The following is an 18,446-nucleotide window of genomic DNA, read 5'->3' as shown; positions in this document are numbered from 1 at the left end:
GCAGTGACGCGCGGCTGCAAGCGCCGCGCATCACCCCGCCACGCGCGGTTTACCAGCGCCGATCTACCGCAAACAGGCCCCGGCAACCCCGGGTAACCCACACGCCGGCACGATTCCAGCCCCAGCTGTAGCCCTCCTCGCAGGGGCTGCCGGACAGCTGCTGCAACAGACGGACGCCACCGCGGCCACCTACATCGACCTGGCAGAACTGCTGCTGCTTGTCGTTGCTTTCGCACTGAAAGCGGATCTCGCGATCCCAGTCCGGACCGGGGTGCCACTCACCCTGGTCCCGATCGTCGTCCCGGCGTTCGTCATCGCGGCGGTCGTCGTCCCGTCTGTCGCGGTCGCGCCACTCGCCACCCCGCCCGGCTTCCACGAATTGGCCACGGCAGCCGCGATCGACCCAGAGGCCCTCGCGATCCACGCCCCAGCTCCGCCCGCGCTCACAGGGGCTGTTCGATTCCTGGCGAATCAGCTCGGCATCACGCCATGGCATCTGACAGCGCGTAAGGCTGCCGTCCTCACTGCCACAGCGGATCGCTTCACGCCCCTGTGCGTGCGCCTGGGGCGTGGCGCTCAACAACGCACCCGCGACCAAGCCCACCAGTACCCCCATGCAACCCGTTCGAATCTGCAGCATCGGCAACGCTCCCCTTGTGATGGGGCGTCACGCTAACGGACGCATGCTCAACCGAATTTGAATAACTTGCGACGAACCCGCACAAACTTACCGCTCGGCCATGCGGCGTTCAGATCCGGCCCCGATCAGGTGTCGCTGCTGGTGCCGGTGGTGCTCGGCGCGGGCGTTGAAGGCTTGGCGGCTTCACTGTCCCCGGCCAGGTTGCGCTTCTTGTCGCCGTCTTTCTTGAAGTCGGTCTCGTACCAGCCGCCACCGGCCAGGCGGAAGCTGGGCGCGCTCACGCGGCGCTTCACCTCGGCCACGTCGCAGGCGGGGCAGACGCTGGGATCAGGATCGGACAACTTCTGCAGGCGGTCGAAACGATGGCCGCAGCCGCTGCATTCGAATTCATAGATAGGCATGGAAACTCCGCAATCGGCCAACGTCCCGCGGGGACTTCCTCCGGTCGTGAACGGTGGCAACCATCCATTATCGAGGCAGGCGGGGCAAATTCAACGTCTAGACATGGTCCGGACGATCGACCTGCCTCAGCCATCCACCAGCGGGACGTCCAAGCGCCGGGCTGAAGCGCTCTCAGGCAGCCAGCGCCACCAGCACGGCAGCTTCCACCAGTTCGGTCAGGGCACCACAGGTATCGCCTGTCATGCCGCCCAGCCGCCGCATGCAGGCCAAGCGCCAGCATGCAAATACTGTCAGCGCCACCACCAAGGCGCGCAAGCCAAGCCAGCCATCGTAAAAACAGAGCAACCCGGTCATCAGCAGTGCGGCCAGGCTGGCCCCGCGGGAGGCTCCGAGCAACGCACTACCCAGTCCGCCGCTGCGTACATAAGGCGTGCTGATGAAGGCTGTCGTCAGCACCGCGCGCCCCAGCAGTGGTGCAAGCCATAGAGCTGCGTTGTGCGGCGGCAGGCTGGCCAGGGCCGCAAACTTCAGCAACAGCACGAGCACCAGCGCCACCACGCCCATCGGCCCGGAGCGAGGGTCCTTCATGATCGCCAAGGTGCGCTCGCTGTCGCCGAGACCACCCACCCAGGCATCGGCGCTGTCCGCCAGACCATCCAGATGCAAGGCCCCTGTCAAACCGACCCAGACCGCCAGCAGTACCGCTGCGGCCAGCAGTGGCGGCGCCGAGGCCATGGCCCAGGAAAGCATCCACAGCAGGCCGCCCATCAACAGCCCCACCGCCGGATACCAGGCCAGGGAGGACGACGACACCGATGCGCCATCGAACGCCCTCTCCGGTACCGGCAGGCGGGTGAGAAAGCCGATGGCGAGGAGCAGGCCGCGCATCAGGCCTTGGCCAACCCGGCCGCCGGTGCCACCCAGGCCAGCGGATGCACGGAGGCATGCGGCACGTCGATATTCGCCATCTCGCCGAAGTCACGCCCTTCCGCCTCGCAGTGAAGCAGGCGGATCACCCCGCCATGCGTCACCACCAGAATGCGGCGGGATTCGGCTTCTACGGCGACGTCATTGAGCGCAGCGCACAAGCGGGCGTGAAAGGCCGAGAAGCGTTCACCCCCCGGCGGCGGACAGTTCACCGGGTCGGCCCAGAATTGCGCCAGGGCCTCGCCCTGTTCGTTGGCCAGGACTTCAATGGGAACACCCTGCCACTCGCCGAAGTGATATTCGGCCAATCGCTCATCCACCCTGAGCGGCAAACGGCGCGCCGCCGCAAAGTCATGGGCAAAGTCGGCACATCGCCGCAGCGGCGAGGTAACCACCGCGTCCCAGCTACGCCCGAAGATCGCCGCACGCATCTGGGTCCAGCCCAGTGCACTGAGGGCGTCGTCCAACTGTCCTCGATAGCTGCGTTGACCGGTATCGCCATGGCGCAGCAAATCGATGCCGATGTGCGTGCCCGTCATGCGCCGCTCACCCCTGCCTGGGCAAACGTGGCCATGCGCGAGTGCAGCTCGCAGGCCAGGCGCATGAGCGGCACGGCGGTAGCCGCACCGCTTGCCTCGCCCAGGCGCAGACCGAGGTCGATGAGCGGATCGGCGTTCAGCGCCGCGAGCGTTTGACCGTGCCCGCGCTCCCTCGACCGATGGCCAAAGAACATCCAGGCGCGACAACCCGGATTGATGCGGGTCGCCGCGAGCGCCGCCACCGTGGTGATAAAACCATCGACCAGCACCGGCAGGCCTCGCTGGGCCGATGCGATATAGGCGCCGGCCAGCGCCGCGATTTCAAAGCCGCCCACCCGACCCAGCCACGTCAGCGCGTCAGCGTCGGCCGCATAACGAGCCAGGCCACGCGCAATCACCGCTGCCTTATGGTCGATGCCTGCCGCATCCAGCCCCGTGCCCGCACCCGCCAACCGCATCGGCAATTCACCTAACAAGGCGCAAGCCAGCGCCGCGGCCGAGGTGGTATTGGCAATACCCATTTCACCACCGATGAAAAGCTGCGCGCCCGCGTCGCGCGCCGCAGCGACACTTTCGGCACCCGCGCGCAGCGCCATGTCGAGCTGCGCCATCGTCATGGCCGGCCGCTCGCAGAAATTCTGGGTCTGCGGCGCAATGAACGCGCGACGCACATGGGGCAATTCACCCGGATCGTTCACGGTGCCCAGGTTCACCACTTCGAGCATGGCGCCGAGCGAGCGCGCAAGCACGCTGATGGCGGCACCGCCGTTCGCGAAGTTCCGCACCATCTCGCCGGTCACCACCTGCGGGAAGGCCGACACGCCTTCAGCCGCCACGCCATGGTCGCCGGCGAACACGCTGATCCATACTTGCTGCACTGCCGGACGCACCGTGTGTTGCAGCCCGGCCAGACGAATCGCCAGCGTCTCCAGCGTACCCAGCGAACCAGGCGGCTTGGTCAGTTGGGCCTGATGTTCGCGCGCGAGTTGCTCACTTTTCGTATCAACGCTTTGACAGGGCACGGACAGCCAATCGAGGCTCATGCAAGACTTCCCTTGAGGGCCAGCGGCATGCCGGCCGCAACGAACAGCACACGCTCGCACTGGTTCGCGAGCGCCTGATGCAATCGACCCGCTTCATCGACGAAGCGGCGTGTAAGTTCACCCAGCGGCACCACGCCGAGCCCCACCTCGTTGCTCACCAGCAAGACCTGCCCGGTCAACGAGGGGAAAATATCCAGCAGGGCCGCAACCTCACGCTCGAAACGCGATGCATCGGCATCGCCGAGCAGATTGCTCAGCCACAACGTGAGGCAGTCGACCAGGACGCAACGCCCGGGCCGAACCTGTGCACGCAAGACATCAGCCAGAGCCAGCGGCTCTTCCACACTTGACCAGTGGGCCGGGCGCCGCGCCCGATGATGCGCGATACGCGCCGCCATTTCGGCGTCATGCGCCTGCGCGGTAGCGACATAGACCACAGCATGACCCGACGAGACGGCGAGCCGTTCTGCCAAGGCGCTCTTGCCCGACCTGGCACCACCGAGTATCAGAGTGCGCATGCAGGCTCCGTCGCGCTCAACTTCAGCAAGCGCAGCAGCGCCGACGTATCGAGATGTGTTTCCACGGCATCGGCAAGTCGCTCGATGCTGGCTTCACGCAAGGCGTGCATGTCGATGGAAGATGCGTCGTGCAAACCAGACCATGCCAGCAACGCCACGAGAGCCGGTGGCTCGTCGAACAAGCCGTGCAGATAGCTGCCTAGAATCTGACCGTCTGACGACAAGGCGCCGTCGGGCAACCCTCCGTCGAGCTTGCTCGAAGGCCTTGCCAGCGCCGCGCCATGGCTGACGCCACAATGGATCTCATAGCCGCTCACCCGCGCCCCTCCCAGGACCAGTTCTCCAGCCACGCGACGCAATTTCTTGCGCTCTTCCAGCGTGGTTTCCATGTCCAGCCAGCCGAGTCCAACGCTTGAGCCCGGCGCGCTCTCGATGCCATGGGGATCATGCACGAAGCGGCCCAGCATCTGGAAGCCACCACAGATACCGATCAGCTTGCCGCCATAACGAAGATGCCGCTCGATCGCCTCCTCCCAGCCGTTTGCCCGCAACCAGGCGAGATCCGCGCGAGTGGACTTGGAACCGGGCAGCACGATGAGGTCGCAGGCGGGAGGCACTTCATCGGGGCCAACGAAGCGCATATCGACGTCGGGATGCGCGCGCAAAGCGTCGAGATCCGTGTGGTTGCTTATCCGCGGCAACGCCGGCACGGCCACGCGCAGGCCTGCGCCAGGCTTGTGCGTCCGATCGCGTGGCAAGGCGTCTTCGGCTTCGAGTTGTAGGCCCTGCAAAAAAGGCAGCACGCCCAGTACGGGCTTGCCGGTCTCGCGTTCCAGCCAGTCCAGACCCGATTGCAGCAACGCGGGATCGCCGCGAAAGCGGTTGATGACGAAACCGGCGACGCGTTCACGTTCACTATCTGACAGCAGTGCAAGCGTGCCGACCAAATGCGCGAAGACACCGCCGCGATCGATATCAGCAATCAACAACACCGGGCAATCGACCGCTTCGGCGTAGCCCATATTGGCGATGTCCCGGTCGCGCAGATTGATCTCGGCGGGACTGCCAGCACCTTCCACGATGACCGCGTCGTACTGCGATACCAGCCGTGCGTGCGATGCGAGCACCGCGTCCATCGCGATGCGCTTGTAGTCGTGATAGACACGCGCATCCATGTTGGCGATGGCATGACCGTGCACGATGACCTGGGCGCCCACATCGCTGTTGGGTTTCAGAAGGACCGGATTGAAATCGGTATGCGGCGGCACGCGGGCCGCCTGCGCCTGCACGGCCTGGGCGCGACCGATTTCACCACCATCTACCGTGACCGCCGAATTCAGCGCCATGTTCTGCGGCTTGAACGGCGCCACGGCGACGCCGCGCCGATGCAGCCAACGACACAACGCCGCCACCAGCGTGCTTTTCCCCGCATCGGACGTGCATCCCTGCACCATTAATACACTGGCGCTCATCAGGTCATCCCCATCAAACGGACACTTGCCAAAGCTTGGTCCAGGCGAAGCAAGCCAGCCTCATCGGCAGGCAATCCAAAACGCAGACTACGCGGCTCGTCGAACAGCCGCGTGAGGATGCCGCGCTCGGCCAGTGCGTGATGCCACGACGGGGCCAGCTCATGACGCCACCAATGGAAGAACGCGCAGCCTGCTGTCGGTGTGACCGCGTGCATGAGCAACACCTCGGCAAGCCGCGCGCTGCCATGTCGAAGCCATCCGCGTGCCTGCGCTTGCCAGTCACGATCGGCCAGCGCCAGCTTGAGCACGTGGCGAGTCGGGCCGCTCAAGGTCCACGGACCGAGATAGTCTCGAAGCGCATCCAACAGCGGCCTTGACGTACATACAAAGCCCGCGCGGATACCCGCCAGTCCAAAGAACTTCCCAACCGAACGCAGCACGACCAGCCCGTCACGCGCGGTAAACGGACAAAGGCTGTCGTCCGGCGAGACGTCCATGAAGGCCTCATCGACGATCAGCCAACCTCCGCGGGCCCTGAGGCGCGCGTGGCAGGCCAGCAACGCCTCACGCTGGAACCGCTCACCGCCCGGGTTATTCGGGTGGATCAGCACGATGACGTCTAGCTCGTCGGCACGCTCCAATAGCGACCATGCCGATAGACAGGTCACCTCGTGGCCCGCCCTGCGCCATGCATGTGCGTGCTCGTTGTAACCGGGAGCGATGACGCCTACGCGGGACGGCCCGCGCAAGCTTGGCAGTGCCTGGATGGCGGCCTGCGAACCGGCAACCGGCAGCAGCTGTGGGGCGTGATAGTAGGCCTGCGCCACGTCCACCAAACCGTCGTCATCTTCGGGTAGACGATGCCATGCCTGGGCCGGGATCTCAGGCACCGGCCACGCGAAGGGACTGATGCCGGTGGAGAGATCAAGCCAGTCCGGGAGCGCAATGCCATAGGTGATGGCTGCCTGCTGCAAGCGTCCGCCGTGCTCAAGCATGGCTGGTCACCCGCCATAACAACGCAAACAAGCATGCCACCGCCAGCCACAGCGCCACACCACGTCGCACCAATCGAAGCGCACGTGCAATGGCGCCTGCGTCCGGCGGCAACCCTTCGCCCAGCACCGGTCGAGACTCCCACACACCGGCATAAGGCGCCGCGCCACCCAGCCTCACGTCAATCGCACCCGCACCGGCCGCCATGACCGGGCCGGCATTCGGGCTGTCCCATGACGATGCCTGCGTCTGCCAGCAACGCCATGCCCGCGTCGCGTCACCGAGCAGCGCATAGGTTGTCGCGGTAAGCCGCGCCGGTAGATAGTTGAGCGCATCATCGAGCCGTGCCGCAGCCCAGCCAAAGCGCTCGTATCGCGCCGTGCGGTATCCCCACATGGCGTCGAGCGTATTGGCCAGCCGGTACAACACGGCACCCGGCGCACCGAACAGGACAAACCAGAACAGCGCAGCGAAGACGGCATCGTTACCGTTCTCCAGTACTGACTCGGTGGCCGCCGCTGCAACCTGCGTTTCGTCGAGCACGTGCGTATCGCGACTAACCATGCGGCCCACTGCAGTACGCGCCTCGGGAAGGTTGCCGTCATGCAGTGCACACGCCACCGGCGTGGCGTGCTCGCCAAGGCTGCGCAAGCCTATAGCGAGATAGAGCACCACGGCATCGAATACGAAGCTGAGCCAGCCAGTCATGCTGCCGAGCATCTTGGCCGCGAGCCAGCAGAGCACGACCAACGGCACTACAGCGAGGCTCCAGGCACGCAGGCCAGCCATGTACCGATCGCGATACAGTCGCGCTTCAATGCCACCCGCCAACCGGCCGAACGCCACCAGCGGATGCGCACGCCTTGGCTCGCCCAGCCAGGCGTCGAGCAGGATCGCCGCCAGCATGGCAAGCGCCGTCGTCATGGCAGGAACAATTTCGTGGCGGCCTCCGGGTTGGAGGGAAAGTACGCATGCATGAAGCTCGCCGTAAGGCGTTCACGGCGATAGACGCCTTCGTTACTAGGCCCCTTGTCGGGATTGACCGCCATGGCCAATGGCGCCACATCGATGGCCGCATGCGCGTAGTGGAAGGTGTGTCCGCGCAGCGTGCCCTCCGGCAACGTGACCGATTGCATGCCGAGTCCGCCCAGTCGGGTCTGCATGGTGGCGCGACCTGGCAACAGGCCCGCCATGCTAAAGGTCTCGCCATCGCGATTGGTCAGCTCGTCGAGCGCGTAGAGCATGCCGCCGCATTCAGCGAGCAGAGGCTTGCCGGCATCGACATGCGCATGCAACGCCTGGCGCAACATGTCATGGCCCGACAGCGCCGACAAATGAAGCTCGGGATAGCCACCCGGCAACCACACCGCATCGCAATCAGGCAGGGATTCCCCCGCTATGGGCGAGAAGAACAGCAGCTTTGCGCCCGCTGCACGCAGCACGTCCAGGTTAGCCGGGTAAATGAAACAGAACGCCTGATCGCGCGCGATCGCCAGGCGCAAACCTCGCAATCGCGAACCGACCGGTGACGTCGCCACCGGTAAGAATGCCGCGGGCGGCGGTAGCTCGGACGAGGCATGCGCAGCCCAGGCATCGGCCAGCGCATCGAGTCGGGCATCGATATCAGGCAATTCCCCCGCCGACACCAAGCCGAGATGGCGTTCGGGCAAGGCAAGTGATGCATCGCGCGGCAGGGCACCCAACCAACGCAGATCGGGCGGCAGACTGTCGGCCAATAATTGAGCGTGATACGCACTGCCAACGCGGTTGGCGGTTACGCCATGAACCTGCAGCCCTTCGCGATAGCGCGCCAACCCCGTGGCAATGGCACCAAAGGTTTGTGCCATGGCCGAGCCATCGATCACGGCCAGCACAGGCAAGCCCAGCTTCTGTGCGAGGTCCGCGCTGGACATGCCGCCGTCGAACAGACCCATCACCCCTTCCACCAGGATCAGATCGGCGTCCCCGGCGGCTTCATACAGGCGCGCACGGACATCGTCTTCGCCACCCATCCATAGATCGAGCTGATACACCGGTGCCCCGCTGGCGCGTTCGAGCACCATCGGGTCAAGAAAGTCCGGGCCCGTCTTGAATACGCGCACGCGCCTGCCTGCGCGCGTATGCCAACGCGCCAGCGCCGCGGTCACCGAGGTCTTGCCCTGGCCCGAAGCCGGAGCGGAAACCAGCACGGCAGGGCAATGATGGGTTTTCGGTTGCATCGACATCACCTACAGCTCGATACCCTTTTGAGCCCGGATACCGGCCTCAAATGCATGTTTCACCACGCGCATTTCCGTCACCGTATCCGCCTGCTCGACCAACCTATCCGGTGCACCGCGACCCGTGATCACCACGTGTTGCTGCGGCGGTCGCGCAGCGAGTGCGGCGCCAACCACGCCAACATCGAGATAACCCTTCACCAGAGCGATATTGAGCTCATCCAACAGCACGAAGTCGTAACGGGCATCGGTCAGCATGCCCGCCGCCACCTGCCATGCTGCATCGGCGGCCTCGATGTCGCGGGCCTTGTCCTGGGTCTCCCAGGTATAGCCTTCGCCCATCACGTGATAGTCGATTTCGTCGGGAAAGCGACGGAAGAACGCCTCTTCGCCGGTGGAAAAACTGCCCTTGATGAATTGCACCACGCCACAGTGGAAGCCATGACCGAGCGAGCGAGCCAGCATGCCGAAGCCGGACGAACTCTTGCCCTTGCCGTTACCGGTGTTCACCACCAACACGCCGCGTTCGATGGTGGCGCGGGCGATCTTGCGGTCCACCAGTTCCTTCTTGCGCTGCATGCGCTCGCGATGGCGCTCTTCGGCGGTCAACATTTCACCGCGCGACGGATCGTTCATAAGCCTGCTCCCCGGCTATGCATCTGATGGAACCTACTCGTCATGGACATGGCTCCTATGCCTGCTGCGCTGACGGCGCGGCACGTGTCGACATCAGCCTGGCAACGGCGGCATAGGCCACCAACGCCACCGTGACATAAGCGAGCGTGGTGCGCACGAACAGGGGAGCCCACTGCCACAGACGCGACACGTACTCGGCCAGGTGCGGCTGTGCATAACGACCACCCAGCCAATAAAACGCGCCATTGGAGATGGCAAAGGAAACGGACGCTGCCAGCAGCGCGACGACCCAGGCGCCCAACAGCGAAGCCGTGCTGATGCGCAGGCGTGGCGCGTACCAGCGACCGCCATACCAAAGCACGGCATAGGCCGAGGGCAGGAACGCATACGCCGGCGTGACGCAAAAATCGCTGACACCGGCATACTGGATCGATGCCCAGTCCAGCCCCATGGCAAGCGCCACCAGCGAGGCGAACATCGCGTGGCGGCGTAGCAACAGACCACCGATAAAGAACACGGCCATCGAAGCATCGGGCAGATGCAGCACATCGCCAAAATGCTTGAAGCGGGTGGACAACATGACCAGCACCAGCAACCCCAATAGCAGGGCAGAACGCGGACCTGACGGTAACTTCATGACGTGACTCCCGGATCTTGGTCTAAGGTCTTGCAATGGTCACGCGGGGCTGGGACGACCCGCCCCGCGCTTGCGCTTATGGAGCCGGCTGGTAACGCAGGGTCAGCATGTAATTGCGACCGGGCTGGTTGTAATACCAGGCCGTCTCATAGTTTTTGGCGAACGCATTGTTGAGCGCCAACTGCAGCTTCCAGCTGCGATCCAGTGCATAGGCCACGCGCAGATCGGTCAGGGTGTAGCCGCCGAGCGGATGCTGATTGGCAAGATCGTCGTAACGACGTCCAGCCACGTACCAGCTACCGCCCACGCTGAAGGCACCGAAACCGCGGTCCACATCGACGCGCGCCGTCTGGCGTGCGCGACGCGGCAACAGATTGCCGTACTGGTCGCCAGGCGTTTCATCGCGCGGATCGAGCCAGGTGGCCGTGCCGGTCAACAGCCAACCGGCGAGGTGTCCACTGACCACGCCCTCGGCGCCGCGAATGCGCGCATCTTCCACGTTGCCCGGCAGGCCGGTCGACGCGTCATAGGTGATGAGGTCATCGACCTTGTTGCGAAACGCATTGAGCGACCAGTAGCCCCAGCCGTAGGCGCCACGGAGGCCCAATTCGATGTTCTGCGAGGTTTCCGGCTTGAGGTTGGGATTGCCGTAGTACGGGTAATACAGGTCGTTGAACGTGGGTGCCTTGAACGCCGTACCGTAGCTGGCCGTCAGGCGCAGGCTGTTGCTGAAATCCCAGCCCCACAGGACGCTGCCGGTGTTCTTGCCGCCGAACTGGCTGTTGTCGTCGCGGCGCACGCTGGCCTGCAGCGACTGGCGCCCGAAGGTCTGTTGCCACTGCACGAACACGCCACGATCGATGCGGCTGTCCACGGCGTAGGCGGTGCTGCTGTCCACCTGATCACGCTGCCAGTCGAAACCGCTGCTGAGCAGGCCACCGCCCAGCGCGATATCCGCCTGCAACGAACCAATATCGCGATGGGTGTCGAAACGGTCAACGTAGACGCCTTGCAGATAGTCCTTGCTGAAGTCGCCGCTGGTACCCACGCTCAAGGTGAAGGTGAGGTCCTTGGTGGGACGGTAGTGCAGACGGCCGCCGACCACCTGGGTCACGCTTTCGTCGGAGTCGGAATAGGTGCCGTCGTAATAGTTGTGGCCCTCGCTGCGGAACAGGCGGACATCGGCGTCCCATTGCTGGTCGAAGCGATAACCGCCCTGCAGGGTCACGGCGGTGTTGCGATAGCCGTCCTTGTCGGGCTGATCGGCGAAACACGCGGCACCGACTTCGGCGGCTCCCACGCGACAGGCGTTGATGCCGTCGGTCTGGTCATGCGAGGCCTGTAGCGAATACCAGCCGTTACCGCTCGTCCCGGCCAGACCAGCCGAACCGCTTAGATGACCATAGCTGCCCACGCCCAGGCTGAAGGCAGGTACGAACGAGCCCTCGGGGCGACGAGTAAAGATCTGGATCACGCCACCGATGGCCTCCGAACCGTACAGGCTGGAGAACGGCCCGCGCACGATCTCGATGCGCTCGATCTGCTCGACGGGGATGTCCTGTAACGCAGCCGTTCCAGTGGTGGCCGAGCCGATCTTGATGCCATCGACCAGCACCAGCACATGATCGGACTCGGTGCCACGCAGAAATGCGCTGGTGGCCTTGCCTGGGCCGCCGTTGTTGGCCAGCTGCATGCCGGGCGTGCCGCGCAGCAGGTCCGCCAGGGATGCCGGCTGCAGGCGTTCGATATCGGCACGATCGATCACGGTGATCGCCGAAAGGGTCTGGTCCTGCGTCTGCGCAGTACGGGTCGCGGTGACCACGACGCTACTGAGGTCGGTCGTCGCATCGTCGGCGGACGCCGACGAGATCACGGTCAACAACATCGCCGCCAGGATCGTCTGGCGGACGGGGGACTTCTGAAATGCCACAGCAATGCTCCTCAACCGCGCCTGCCCGCGCGGTTTGCATGAGATAAGGAACAGGCGTGAGGAGACGTGGCGGCCATGCGACGCATGGCATCCATGACATGGCCCACCGCCTGTCTGGTCGTACCTCGAGGCCGGTCTCCGGGCTCGCGAGCGAAGGCATCGGATGCCTTCCGGACCAGCGCCTTCCCATGCCAAAGCACAGTGGCTATTGCTGACCGTTTACTCGCCTACCGTTGCGGGGGCAGCTCCGGAATGGGCGCTCACGCGCCGCACCGGATTCCCGTTTCAACCACTCGCTTTGCAGCTGGTGGTCACCTCAGGCGGGGCGATCTTAGCAGACGGGAGATTCGATCGCCTGCCGGCGCGCTTTGCTCCTTCTCCCTTCCGGGAAGAAGGCTGGGATGGGGGGCGGGTGCTTGCGGTCACGCGTTGACCGAGCGATATCGCCAGGTTGCCGCTTACGCAGCGGGCGTTCCGAACCGCTGCCGCGGTCCGGGTCACTTTTCTTTTGCTGGCCCAAAAGAAAAGTAACCCAAAGAAAATGGCCTAAAGAGCCAGAGCTCATAGCATGGCGCGGGATACGAGCCTGACGGGCGTGGCCAGCCGAATGAGTGGCGGCCCACGGCCGACACACCGCGGCTACACCGCAACGCGCCGATGCGAAGAGGGCTTAAGGCGTCGGTGGTGGGGTGGTTACCTGGCACTTGGATGCGACAAACATCACGACCTTTGGCCGAGCCTGCTTTAAGTCCTCATCGCGGTGGCGCGTTGCGGTGTAGCCGCTGTGTGTAGCCGTGGGCAGTCAGTTCCCTAATCGCGGGAACCTTCCAGCGCTTCTATCCCACGCAATGCTGCCAGCTCTAGAGGCCGTTTTCTTTGGGTTACTTTTCTTTTGGGCCAGCAAAAGAAAAGTGACTCGAGCGCCGGCAGGCGATCGAAACGCCCGCTGCGTAAGCGGCAACCTGGCGGCCACGCTCAGTCGTCGCGTGACAGCATGCTCCCGCCCCTCGCCCCAACCTTCTCCCCAAAGGGGAGAAGGAGAAAGAGCGGGTGACTCGACGTTCAAGCCGAAACCACCTCAGGTTTCGAGGTTACTGTTTGCGGAACGTCAGATGCCCCTGCTCTGCATCCACCACGATCGTGGTGCCGCCAGGGAATCGGCCTTCCAGGATCTCCCTGGCCAGCGGATTCTCCAGCTGCTGCTGGATCGCCCGCTTGAGCGGACGCGCACCGTACACCGGATCGAAGCCCACATTACCGAGCAGATCCAGCGCCTTTTCGCCGATCTCCATCTTGAGCTCGCGTTCGGCCAGGCGCTTCTCCAGATAGGCGAGCTGGATCTTCGCGATGGCGCGGATCTGCTTCTTCTCCAGCGGACGGAACACCACCAGCTCGTCCAGGCGATTGATGAACTCGGGACGGAAGTGCGCCTGCACCACGCCCAGCACGCTCGCCTTCATCTGCAGATAGTCCGCCTCGCTGTCGCCCGCGTGCTCCTGGATCATCTGCGAGCCGAGGTTGGACGTCATCACAATGACGGTGTTGCGGAAATCCACCGTGCGACCCTGGCCGTCGGTGAGGCGACCATCGTCGAGCACTTGCAGCAGGATGTTGAACACATCCGGGTGCGCCTTCTCCACCTCGTCCAGCAGGATCACGCTGTACGGGCGGCGACGCACGGCCTCGGTGAGATAGCCGCCTTCCTCGTAGCCGACATAGCCAGGAGGCGCACCAATCAGGCGACTCACGGAGTGTTTCTCCATGAATTCGCTCATGTCGATGCGCACCATGGCGTCCTGCGTATCGAACATGAACTCGGCCAGCGCCTTGCACAACTCGGTCTTGCCGACGCCGGTGGGGCCGAGGAACAGGAACGAGCCATACGGGCGGTTGGGATCGGACAGGCCAGCTCGTGCACGACGAATTGCATCGGATACCGCGCGGACCGCCTCGTCCTGACCGACCACCCGCTTGTGCAGCGCGGACTCCATTTGCAGGAGCTTTTCGCGCTCGCCTTCCAGCATCTTGTTGACCGGGATGCCGGTCCAGCGCGACACCACTTCGGCGATCTCTTCCTCGGTGACGCGATCCTTCACCAGCTTGAACTCTTGCGTTTCAGCGGCCTGCGCGGCGACAAGCTGCTTCTCCAGCGCTGGCAACGTGCCGTACTGGATCTCGCTCATCTTGGCGTAGTCCTGGCGGCGCTGCGCGGCTTCCAGCTCGATGCGGGCGGCTTCGATCTGCTCCTTCACCTTGGTCGCGCCCTGCAGCGCGGCCTTTTCGGATTTCCAGATTTCGTTGAGGTCGGAGAACTCGCGCTCGAGCTTCTGGATGTCTGCATCGAGGTCGGCCAGGCGCTTCTTGGACGCCTCGTCGGTTTCCTTCTTCAGCATCTCGCGCTGGATCTTCAGCTGGATCAGGCGGCGCTCCAGGCGGTCGAGCTCTTCCGGCTTGGAATCGATCTCCATGCGGATGCGCGAAGCGGCCTCGTCCATCAGGTCGATGGCCTTGTCCGGCAGCTGGCGATCAGGGATATAGCGATTGGACAGCGTGGCCGCGGCAACGATGGCCGGGTCGGTGATCTCCACGCCGTGATGCACCGCGTAGCGCTCCTTGAGACCGCGCAGGATGGCAATCGTGTCCTCGACGTTGGGCTCGCCCACATAGATTTTTTGGAAGCGGCGCTCCAGCGCGGCATCCTTCTCGATGTACTTGCGGTATTCATCGAGCGTGGTCGCGCCGATGCAATGCAATTCGCCGCGCGCGAGCGCGGGCTTGAGCATGTTGCCGGCATCCATGGCGCCATCGGCCTTGCCGGCGCCAACCATGGTGTGCAGCTCGTCAATGAACAGGATGATCTGACCTTCGTTCTTGGCCAAATCATTCAGCACAGCCTTCAGGCGCTCTTCGAATTCGCCACGGAACTTGGCACCGGCGATCAGCGCGCCCATGTCCAGCGCGAGCACGCGGCGATCACGCAAGCCTTCCGGCACTTCGCCCTTGACGATGCGCTGGGCCAGGCCTTCGACGATGGCGGTCTTGCCCACGCCGGGTTCGCCGATCAGCACCGGGTTGTTCTTGGTGCGACGCTGCAATACCTGGATGGTGCGGCGAATTTCCTCATCGCGACCAATCACCGGATCGAGCTTGCCGCTTTCGGCGCGCGCGGTGAGGTCGATGCAGTATTTCTCCAGCGCCTGGCGCTGTTCTTCCGCATTCTCGCTTTGCACTTTTTCGCCACCGCGCAACTTTTCGATGGCCGCTTCGATATTCACCTTGTTGGCGCCAGCCGCCTTGAGGGCGGCACCCAGTTCACCCTTGTCTTCCAACGCCGCCAATACGAACAATTCGCTGGCGATGAACTGATCGCCGCGCTGTTGCGCAAGCTTGTCGGTGAGATTGAGCAAGCGCGTCAGCTCGTTGCCGACATGCACGTTGCCCTCCTGCCCGCTGACTCTTGGCAGTCGGTCGATCTGCTCGTTGATGCGCTGGCGCAAGGCAGGCACGTTGACTTGTGCCTGCGTGAGTAACGGCGCCGTCGAGCCGCCTTGCTGGTCGAGCAAGGCAGCCATCACGTGCACCGGTTCAAGCATGTTGTTGTCGCGCCCGACGGCCATCGATTGCGCATCGGCCAGCGCCTGCTGGAAGCGCGACGTGAGTTTGTCCATCCGCATGGGCATGCCCCTCATCAAGGTGATCTGGCGGCCTCGCCGCCACTGCCCGAAGAGATGCGGACGACACCGCGCGATTCAAGCACTACCGTCATCACGCGCATATCACGTGTTCGGTTTTTGCAGGACCCATCCATAGCTAGTCTTCACATTTGTCTTGCTAGGCTCGTGGCCGTGATATCGCCCTCTCCCTCCCCGGCCATGTCCGCTCAATTACCACTACCAGCGCCACCCCTGCCGGGCGCCGGTGAACACTGGGCTCTGTTTCTCGACGTGGACGGCACCCTGCTGGATGTTGCCCATCGGCCTGACCAGGTTTTAGTCGACACGCGTCTGCGCGACCTCCTCGACGACCTGTTCGGCACACTGGATGGCGCCCTTGCCCTCGTCAGCGGGCGCAGCCTGGATGACCTAGACGATCTGTTTGGCCATCCACCTTGGGCGATGGCCGGCTTGCACGGACTGGAGCTGCGTGGCGCCGATGGCAGCTATCGCGGCGTCCACATTGGCGCGGCGCGACGCTCGTTGGTGCGGGAGTTCGCCACCACGGTCGCCGCGGGCCTTCCCGGTGTACTGGTGGAAGACAAGGGCATGGCAGTGGCCCTGCACTGTCGCTCCGCACCTGAGCAGTTCCAGGCACTGCGCGCAAGTGTGGAGGCGTTGTTGCCCAGCCTTGCCGGCTACGACATGCAGCTGGGCAGCATGCTGATCGAACTCAAACCCCAGGGCATGGACAAGGGCACGGCAATCGCCCATCTGCTGGCCCATTGGCCCTTCCATGGACGGCTACCTGTCTACGTCGGCGACGATCTCACCGACGAACATGGTTTTGCCACCGTCAATCTGGAAAGCGGCTTGAGCGTGCGTGTCGGCGGGCGCGGGCCCAGCGTTGCCCACTATGCGCTGCCGGAGCCCGCTTCCACACGAGCCTGGCTGGTCCGCGTGCTGCTCGCACTGAAGCACGGCGCCTTGTCTCGCGCCGACTACTCCAGAGGACATGCCTAACATCGTTGGTCACGCGCGGATGACGAGCCTGCAGCAACGCGCCCCTACCCTTCCATCCAGATCAAGCTGGCAAAGCGCCCGCTATTCGCCCCATCCCTGCGATAGGAATAAAAGCGCTCATCGATCCGGGTATCGAAGCCAGCGCCGTACACCTGCGCGACACCGGCCGTCAGCAGTCGGCGACGCGCCAATCCGGCGAGATCACACAACCAATGACCGGGGCGAGTCGGCATGAAGCAGCCTTCCGCGGCGGGATCGGCAATGAGAAACGCATCGCGCACTTCTTCGCCTATTTCATAGCTGGGTGCACCGATACACGGCCCCAACCAGGCCATGATCTTGACGGGCGGCGCCGGTAACGAAGCCAGGGCAGCCTCCAGCACACCGGCCACCATGCCGCGCCAGCCGGCATGGGCCGCCGCGACGGCATCGCCATCGAGCGTGCAAAACAGGACGGGCAGGCAGTCAGCCGTGAGTATCGCCAGCGGTTCGCCGATACGACAGGTCACGGCCGCATCGGCACGTGGCTCGTCCTCGTCGTACATGCGATCGATGTCGGCCACGTCGACGCCATGCACCTGTTGCAGCCAGTGCGGCGCCCGCTCGAGCCCCAGAGCTACCTGCACGGCGACGCGATTGGCTGCCACCGCCTCCGGCGCATCTCCCGAACGCGCGCCGAGATTGAGGCGATCGTAAGGTTCGTCGGAAAGCCCCGGCCCTTGCCGGGTGCTGACGGCCGCGCGCACCCGCGGCGGCGCCGGCCAGTCGGGGATGATCCAATCGTTACCGAACGTCACGCGATCACTGCCAATCGTCCGGCGGTGCTTGTGCCGTATCGGCGCGCAGGGCATCGATCAGCGCCTGCTGATCGGCGGGCCGCTCGGCGCTGAACGACAAGGGCTCACGGCTTATCGGATGCTCGAAGGCGAGCCGCTCCGCGTGCAGTGCCTGCCGCCGGAACCCGCGTAAGGCCGCCACCAGCTCCGGCGTGGCGCCCTTGGGCAGCTTCAGCCCACCGCCATAAAGCGGATCGCCGATCAGCGGATGGCCGATATGCGCCAAATGCACGCGGATCTGGTGCGTACGGCCGGTTTCCAGACTGCACTGGATCAGGCTGTGGGCGCGGAAGCGCTCACGCAGACGGTAATGGGTGACGGCATGCTTGCCATCCTCTTCGTCGCGTACTGCCTGGCGCAACCGATCACCCATGTGACGACCGATGGGCGCATCCACGGTGCCCCCAGCCACCAAGGTACCCAGCACCACGGCTTCGTACTGCCGTTCCACGTCGTGGCGCGACAGCATGTCGACCAGCGCCGTATGCGCCGCCAGCGTCTTGGCCACCACCATCAGGCCCGACGTGTCTTTGTCCAGCCGGTGCACGATGCCGCCGCGCGGCAGCTGGGCCAGCACCGGATCGTGATGCAGCAAGGCGTTCAGCAAGGTGCCCGCACTGTTGCCGGCTCCCGGATGGACCACCAGCCCGGCCGGCTTGTTCAGCACCAGCACATGGGCATCTTCGTGGACGATGTCCAGCGCGATGTCCTCGGGCGCCATCTCCACCTCGTCCTCCAGCTCAACTTCCAGCCGCACCTGCTCCCCGCCCCGCAGAAGCTGGCGGGGGGGCGCCAGGGCGCCATCCAGGGTCACCGCCCCGGCCTTGATCCAGGCCGTGAGACGCGAACGCGAGTAGTCCGGGAACATCTCGGCCAAAGCCTGGTCGAACCTCCGACCCGCGGCAGACAGGGGTACCGTGGCCTCATGACGTATGGTCGTCATGGCCGCCTGCCCGGGCAACCGATGGTTTCGGCTAT

Annotated in this window: 17 protein-coding genes and 1 riboswitch; of the genes, 1 reads left to right on the top strand and 16 read right to left on the bottom strand. The window is 64.4% G+C overall.

Annotated features, from left to right (window positions below; all coding sequences use genetic code 11):
* Positions 1-49 precede the first annotated feature (49 nt).
* The 14 genes from OUZ30_RS04055 to clpB form a co-directional block, all read right to left on the bottom strand.
* Complete coding sequence (locus OUZ30_RS04055; protein ID WP_266180901.1) at positions 50-640, bottom strand: DUF3011 domain-containing protein; 591 nt, start codon at positions 638-640, stop codon at positions 50-52.
* Between the two features lie 125 nt (positions 641-765).
* A complete protein-coding gene (locus tag OUZ30_RS04050; protein ID WP_266180900.1) occupies positions 766-1,041 on the bottom strand; it encodes an FmdB family zinc ribbon protein in 276 nt (91 codons plus the stop codon).
* A gap of 172 nt (positions 1,042-1,213) precedes the next feature.
* Positions 1,214-1,933: an adenosylcobinamide-GDP ribazoletransferase gene (locus tag OUZ30_RS04045; RefSeq protein ID WP_266183094.1), complete on the bottom strand. Its 720-nt coding sequence runs from the start codon at positions 1,931-1,933 to the stop codon at positions 1,214-1,216.
* Positions 1,930-2,508, bottom strand: coding sequence for a histidine phosphatase family protein (locus tag OUZ30_RS04040; protein ID WP_266180899.1), 579 nt, complete (start codon positions 2,506-2,508; stop codon positions 1,930-1,932). The genes OUZ30_RS04045 and OUZ30_RS04040 overlap by 4 nt, the downstream gene beginning before the upstream one ends.
* Positions 2,505-3,551, bottom strand: a complete 1,047-nt coding sequence (cobT, locus tag OUZ30_RS04035) for a nicotinate-nucleotide--dimethylbenzimidazole phosphoribosyltransferase (protein WP_266180898.1) — start codon at positions 3,549-3,551, stop codon at positions 2,505-2,507. Before cobT ends, OUZ30_RS04040 begins: the two co-directional genes overlap by 4 nt.
* Positions 3,548-4,069, bottom strand: a complete 522-nt coding sequence (cobU, locus tag OUZ30_RS04030; RefSeq protein WP_266180897.1) for a bifunctional adenosylcobinamide kinase/adenosylcobinamide-phosphate guanylyltransferase — start codon at positions 4,067-4,069, stop codon at positions 3,548-3,550. Before cobU ends, cobT begins: the two co-directional genes overlap by 4 nt.
* Positions 4,057-5,541 carry a cobyric acid synthase gene (locus tag OUZ30_RS04025; RefSeq protein ID WP_266180896.1) on the bottom strand — a complete coding sequence of 495 codons (1,485 nt, stop codon included), beginning with the start codon at positions 5,539-5,541 and terminating at the stop codon, positions 4,057-4,059. The genes cobU and OUZ30_RS04025 overlap by 13 nt, the downstream gene beginning before the upstream one ends.
* On the bottom strand, positions 5,541-6,536 hold the full coding sequence (gene cobD, locus OUZ30_RS04020) for a threonine-phosphate decarboxylase CobD (protein WP_266180895.1): 996 nt from the start codon (positions 6,534-6,536) through the stop codon (positions 5,541-5,543). The genes OUZ30_RS04025 and cobD overlap by 1 nt, the downstream gene beginning before the upstream one ends.
* Positions 6,529-7,458: an adenosylcobinamide-phosphate synthase CbiB gene (gene cbiB / locus OUZ30_RS04015; RefSeq protein WP_266180894.1), complete on the bottom strand. Its 930-nt coding sequence runs from the start codon at positions 7,456-7,458 to the stop codon at positions 6,529-6,531. Before cbiB ends, cobD begins: the two co-directional genes overlap by 8 nt.
* Positions 7,455-8,753: a cobyrinic acid a,c-diamide synthase CobB gene (locus tag OUZ30_RS04010; protein ID WP_266180892.1), complete on the bottom strand. Its 1,299-nt coding sequence runs from the start codon at positions 8,751-8,753 to the stop codon at positions 7,455-7,457. Before OUZ30_RS04010 ends, cbiB begins: the two co-directional genes overlap by 4 nt.
* A gap of 9 nt (positions 8,754-8,762) precedes the next feature.
* A complete protein-coding gene (cobO, locus tag OUZ30_RS04005) occupies positions 8,763-9,365 on the bottom strand; it encodes a cob(I)yrinic acid a,c-diamide adenosyltransferase (protein ID WP_266183093.1) in 603 nt (200 codons plus the stop codon).
* A 79-nt stretch (positions 9,366-9,444) separates the two neighbouring features.
* Positions 9,445-10,026, bottom strand: coding sequence for a hypothetical protein (locus OUZ30_RS04000; RefSeq protein WP_266180891.1), 582 nt, complete (start codon positions 10,024-10,026; stop codon positions 9,445-9,447).
* 76 nt (positions 10,027-10,102) lie between these two features.
* On the bottom strand, positions 10,103-11,911 hold the full coding sequence (btuB, locus tag OUZ30_RS03995) for a TonB-dependent vitamin B12 receptor (protein WP_266183092.1): 1,809 nt from the start codon (positions 11,909-11,911) through the stop codon (positions 10,103-10,105).
* Positions 11,912-12,068: 157 nt separating this feature from the next.
* Positions 12,069-12,290, bottom strand: a riboswitch (cobalamin riboswitch).
* A 757-nt stretch (positions 12,291-13,047) separates the two neighbouring features.
* Positions 13,048-15,630 carry an ATP-dependent chaperone ClpB gene (gene clpB, locus OUZ30_RS03990; protein WP_266180890.1) on the bottom strand — a complete coding sequence of 861 codons (2,583 nt, stop codon included), beginning with the start codon at positions 15,628-15,630 and terminating at the stop codon, positions 13,048-13,050.
* 198 nt (positions 15,631-15,828) lie between these two features.
* On the opposite strand from clpB, the gene otsB reads away from it, so the two are divergent.
* Positions 15,829-16,632 (top strand): trehalose-phosphatase, encoded by an 804-nt coding sequence (otsB, locus tag OUZ30_RS03985; protein WP_266180889.1) that lies wholly within the window; start codon positions 15,829-15,831, stop codon positions 16,630-16,632.
* Between the two features lie 44 nt (positions 16,633-16,676).
* Here the strand turns inward: otsB and pgeF are convergent, their stop codons facing one another.
* Both pgeF and rluD read right to left on the bottom strand, forming a co-directional pair.
* Entirely contained in the window at positions 16,677-17,429 is a 753-nt protein-coding gene (gene pgeF / locus OUZ30_RS03980; RefSeq protein ID WP_266180888.1) for a peptidoglycan editing factor PgeF, read from the bottom strand.
* A gap of 4 nt (positions 17,430-17,433) precedes the next feature.
* Positions 17,434-18,411, bottom strand: coding sequence for a 23S rRNA pseudouridine(1911/1915/1917) synthase RluD (rluD, locus tag OUZ30_RS03975; protein ID WP_266180887.1), 978 nt, complete (start codon positions 18,409-18,411; stop codon positions 17,434-17,436).
* Positions 18,412-18,446 lie beyond the last annotated feature (35 nt).

Source organism: Dyella humicola (genome assembly GCF_026283945.1).
Lineage (GTDB): Bacteria > Pseudomonadota > Gammaproteobacteria > Xanthomonadales > Rhodanobacteraceae > Dyella > Dyella humicola.
This window is presented reverse-complemented; position numbering and strand designations above follow the sequence as displayed.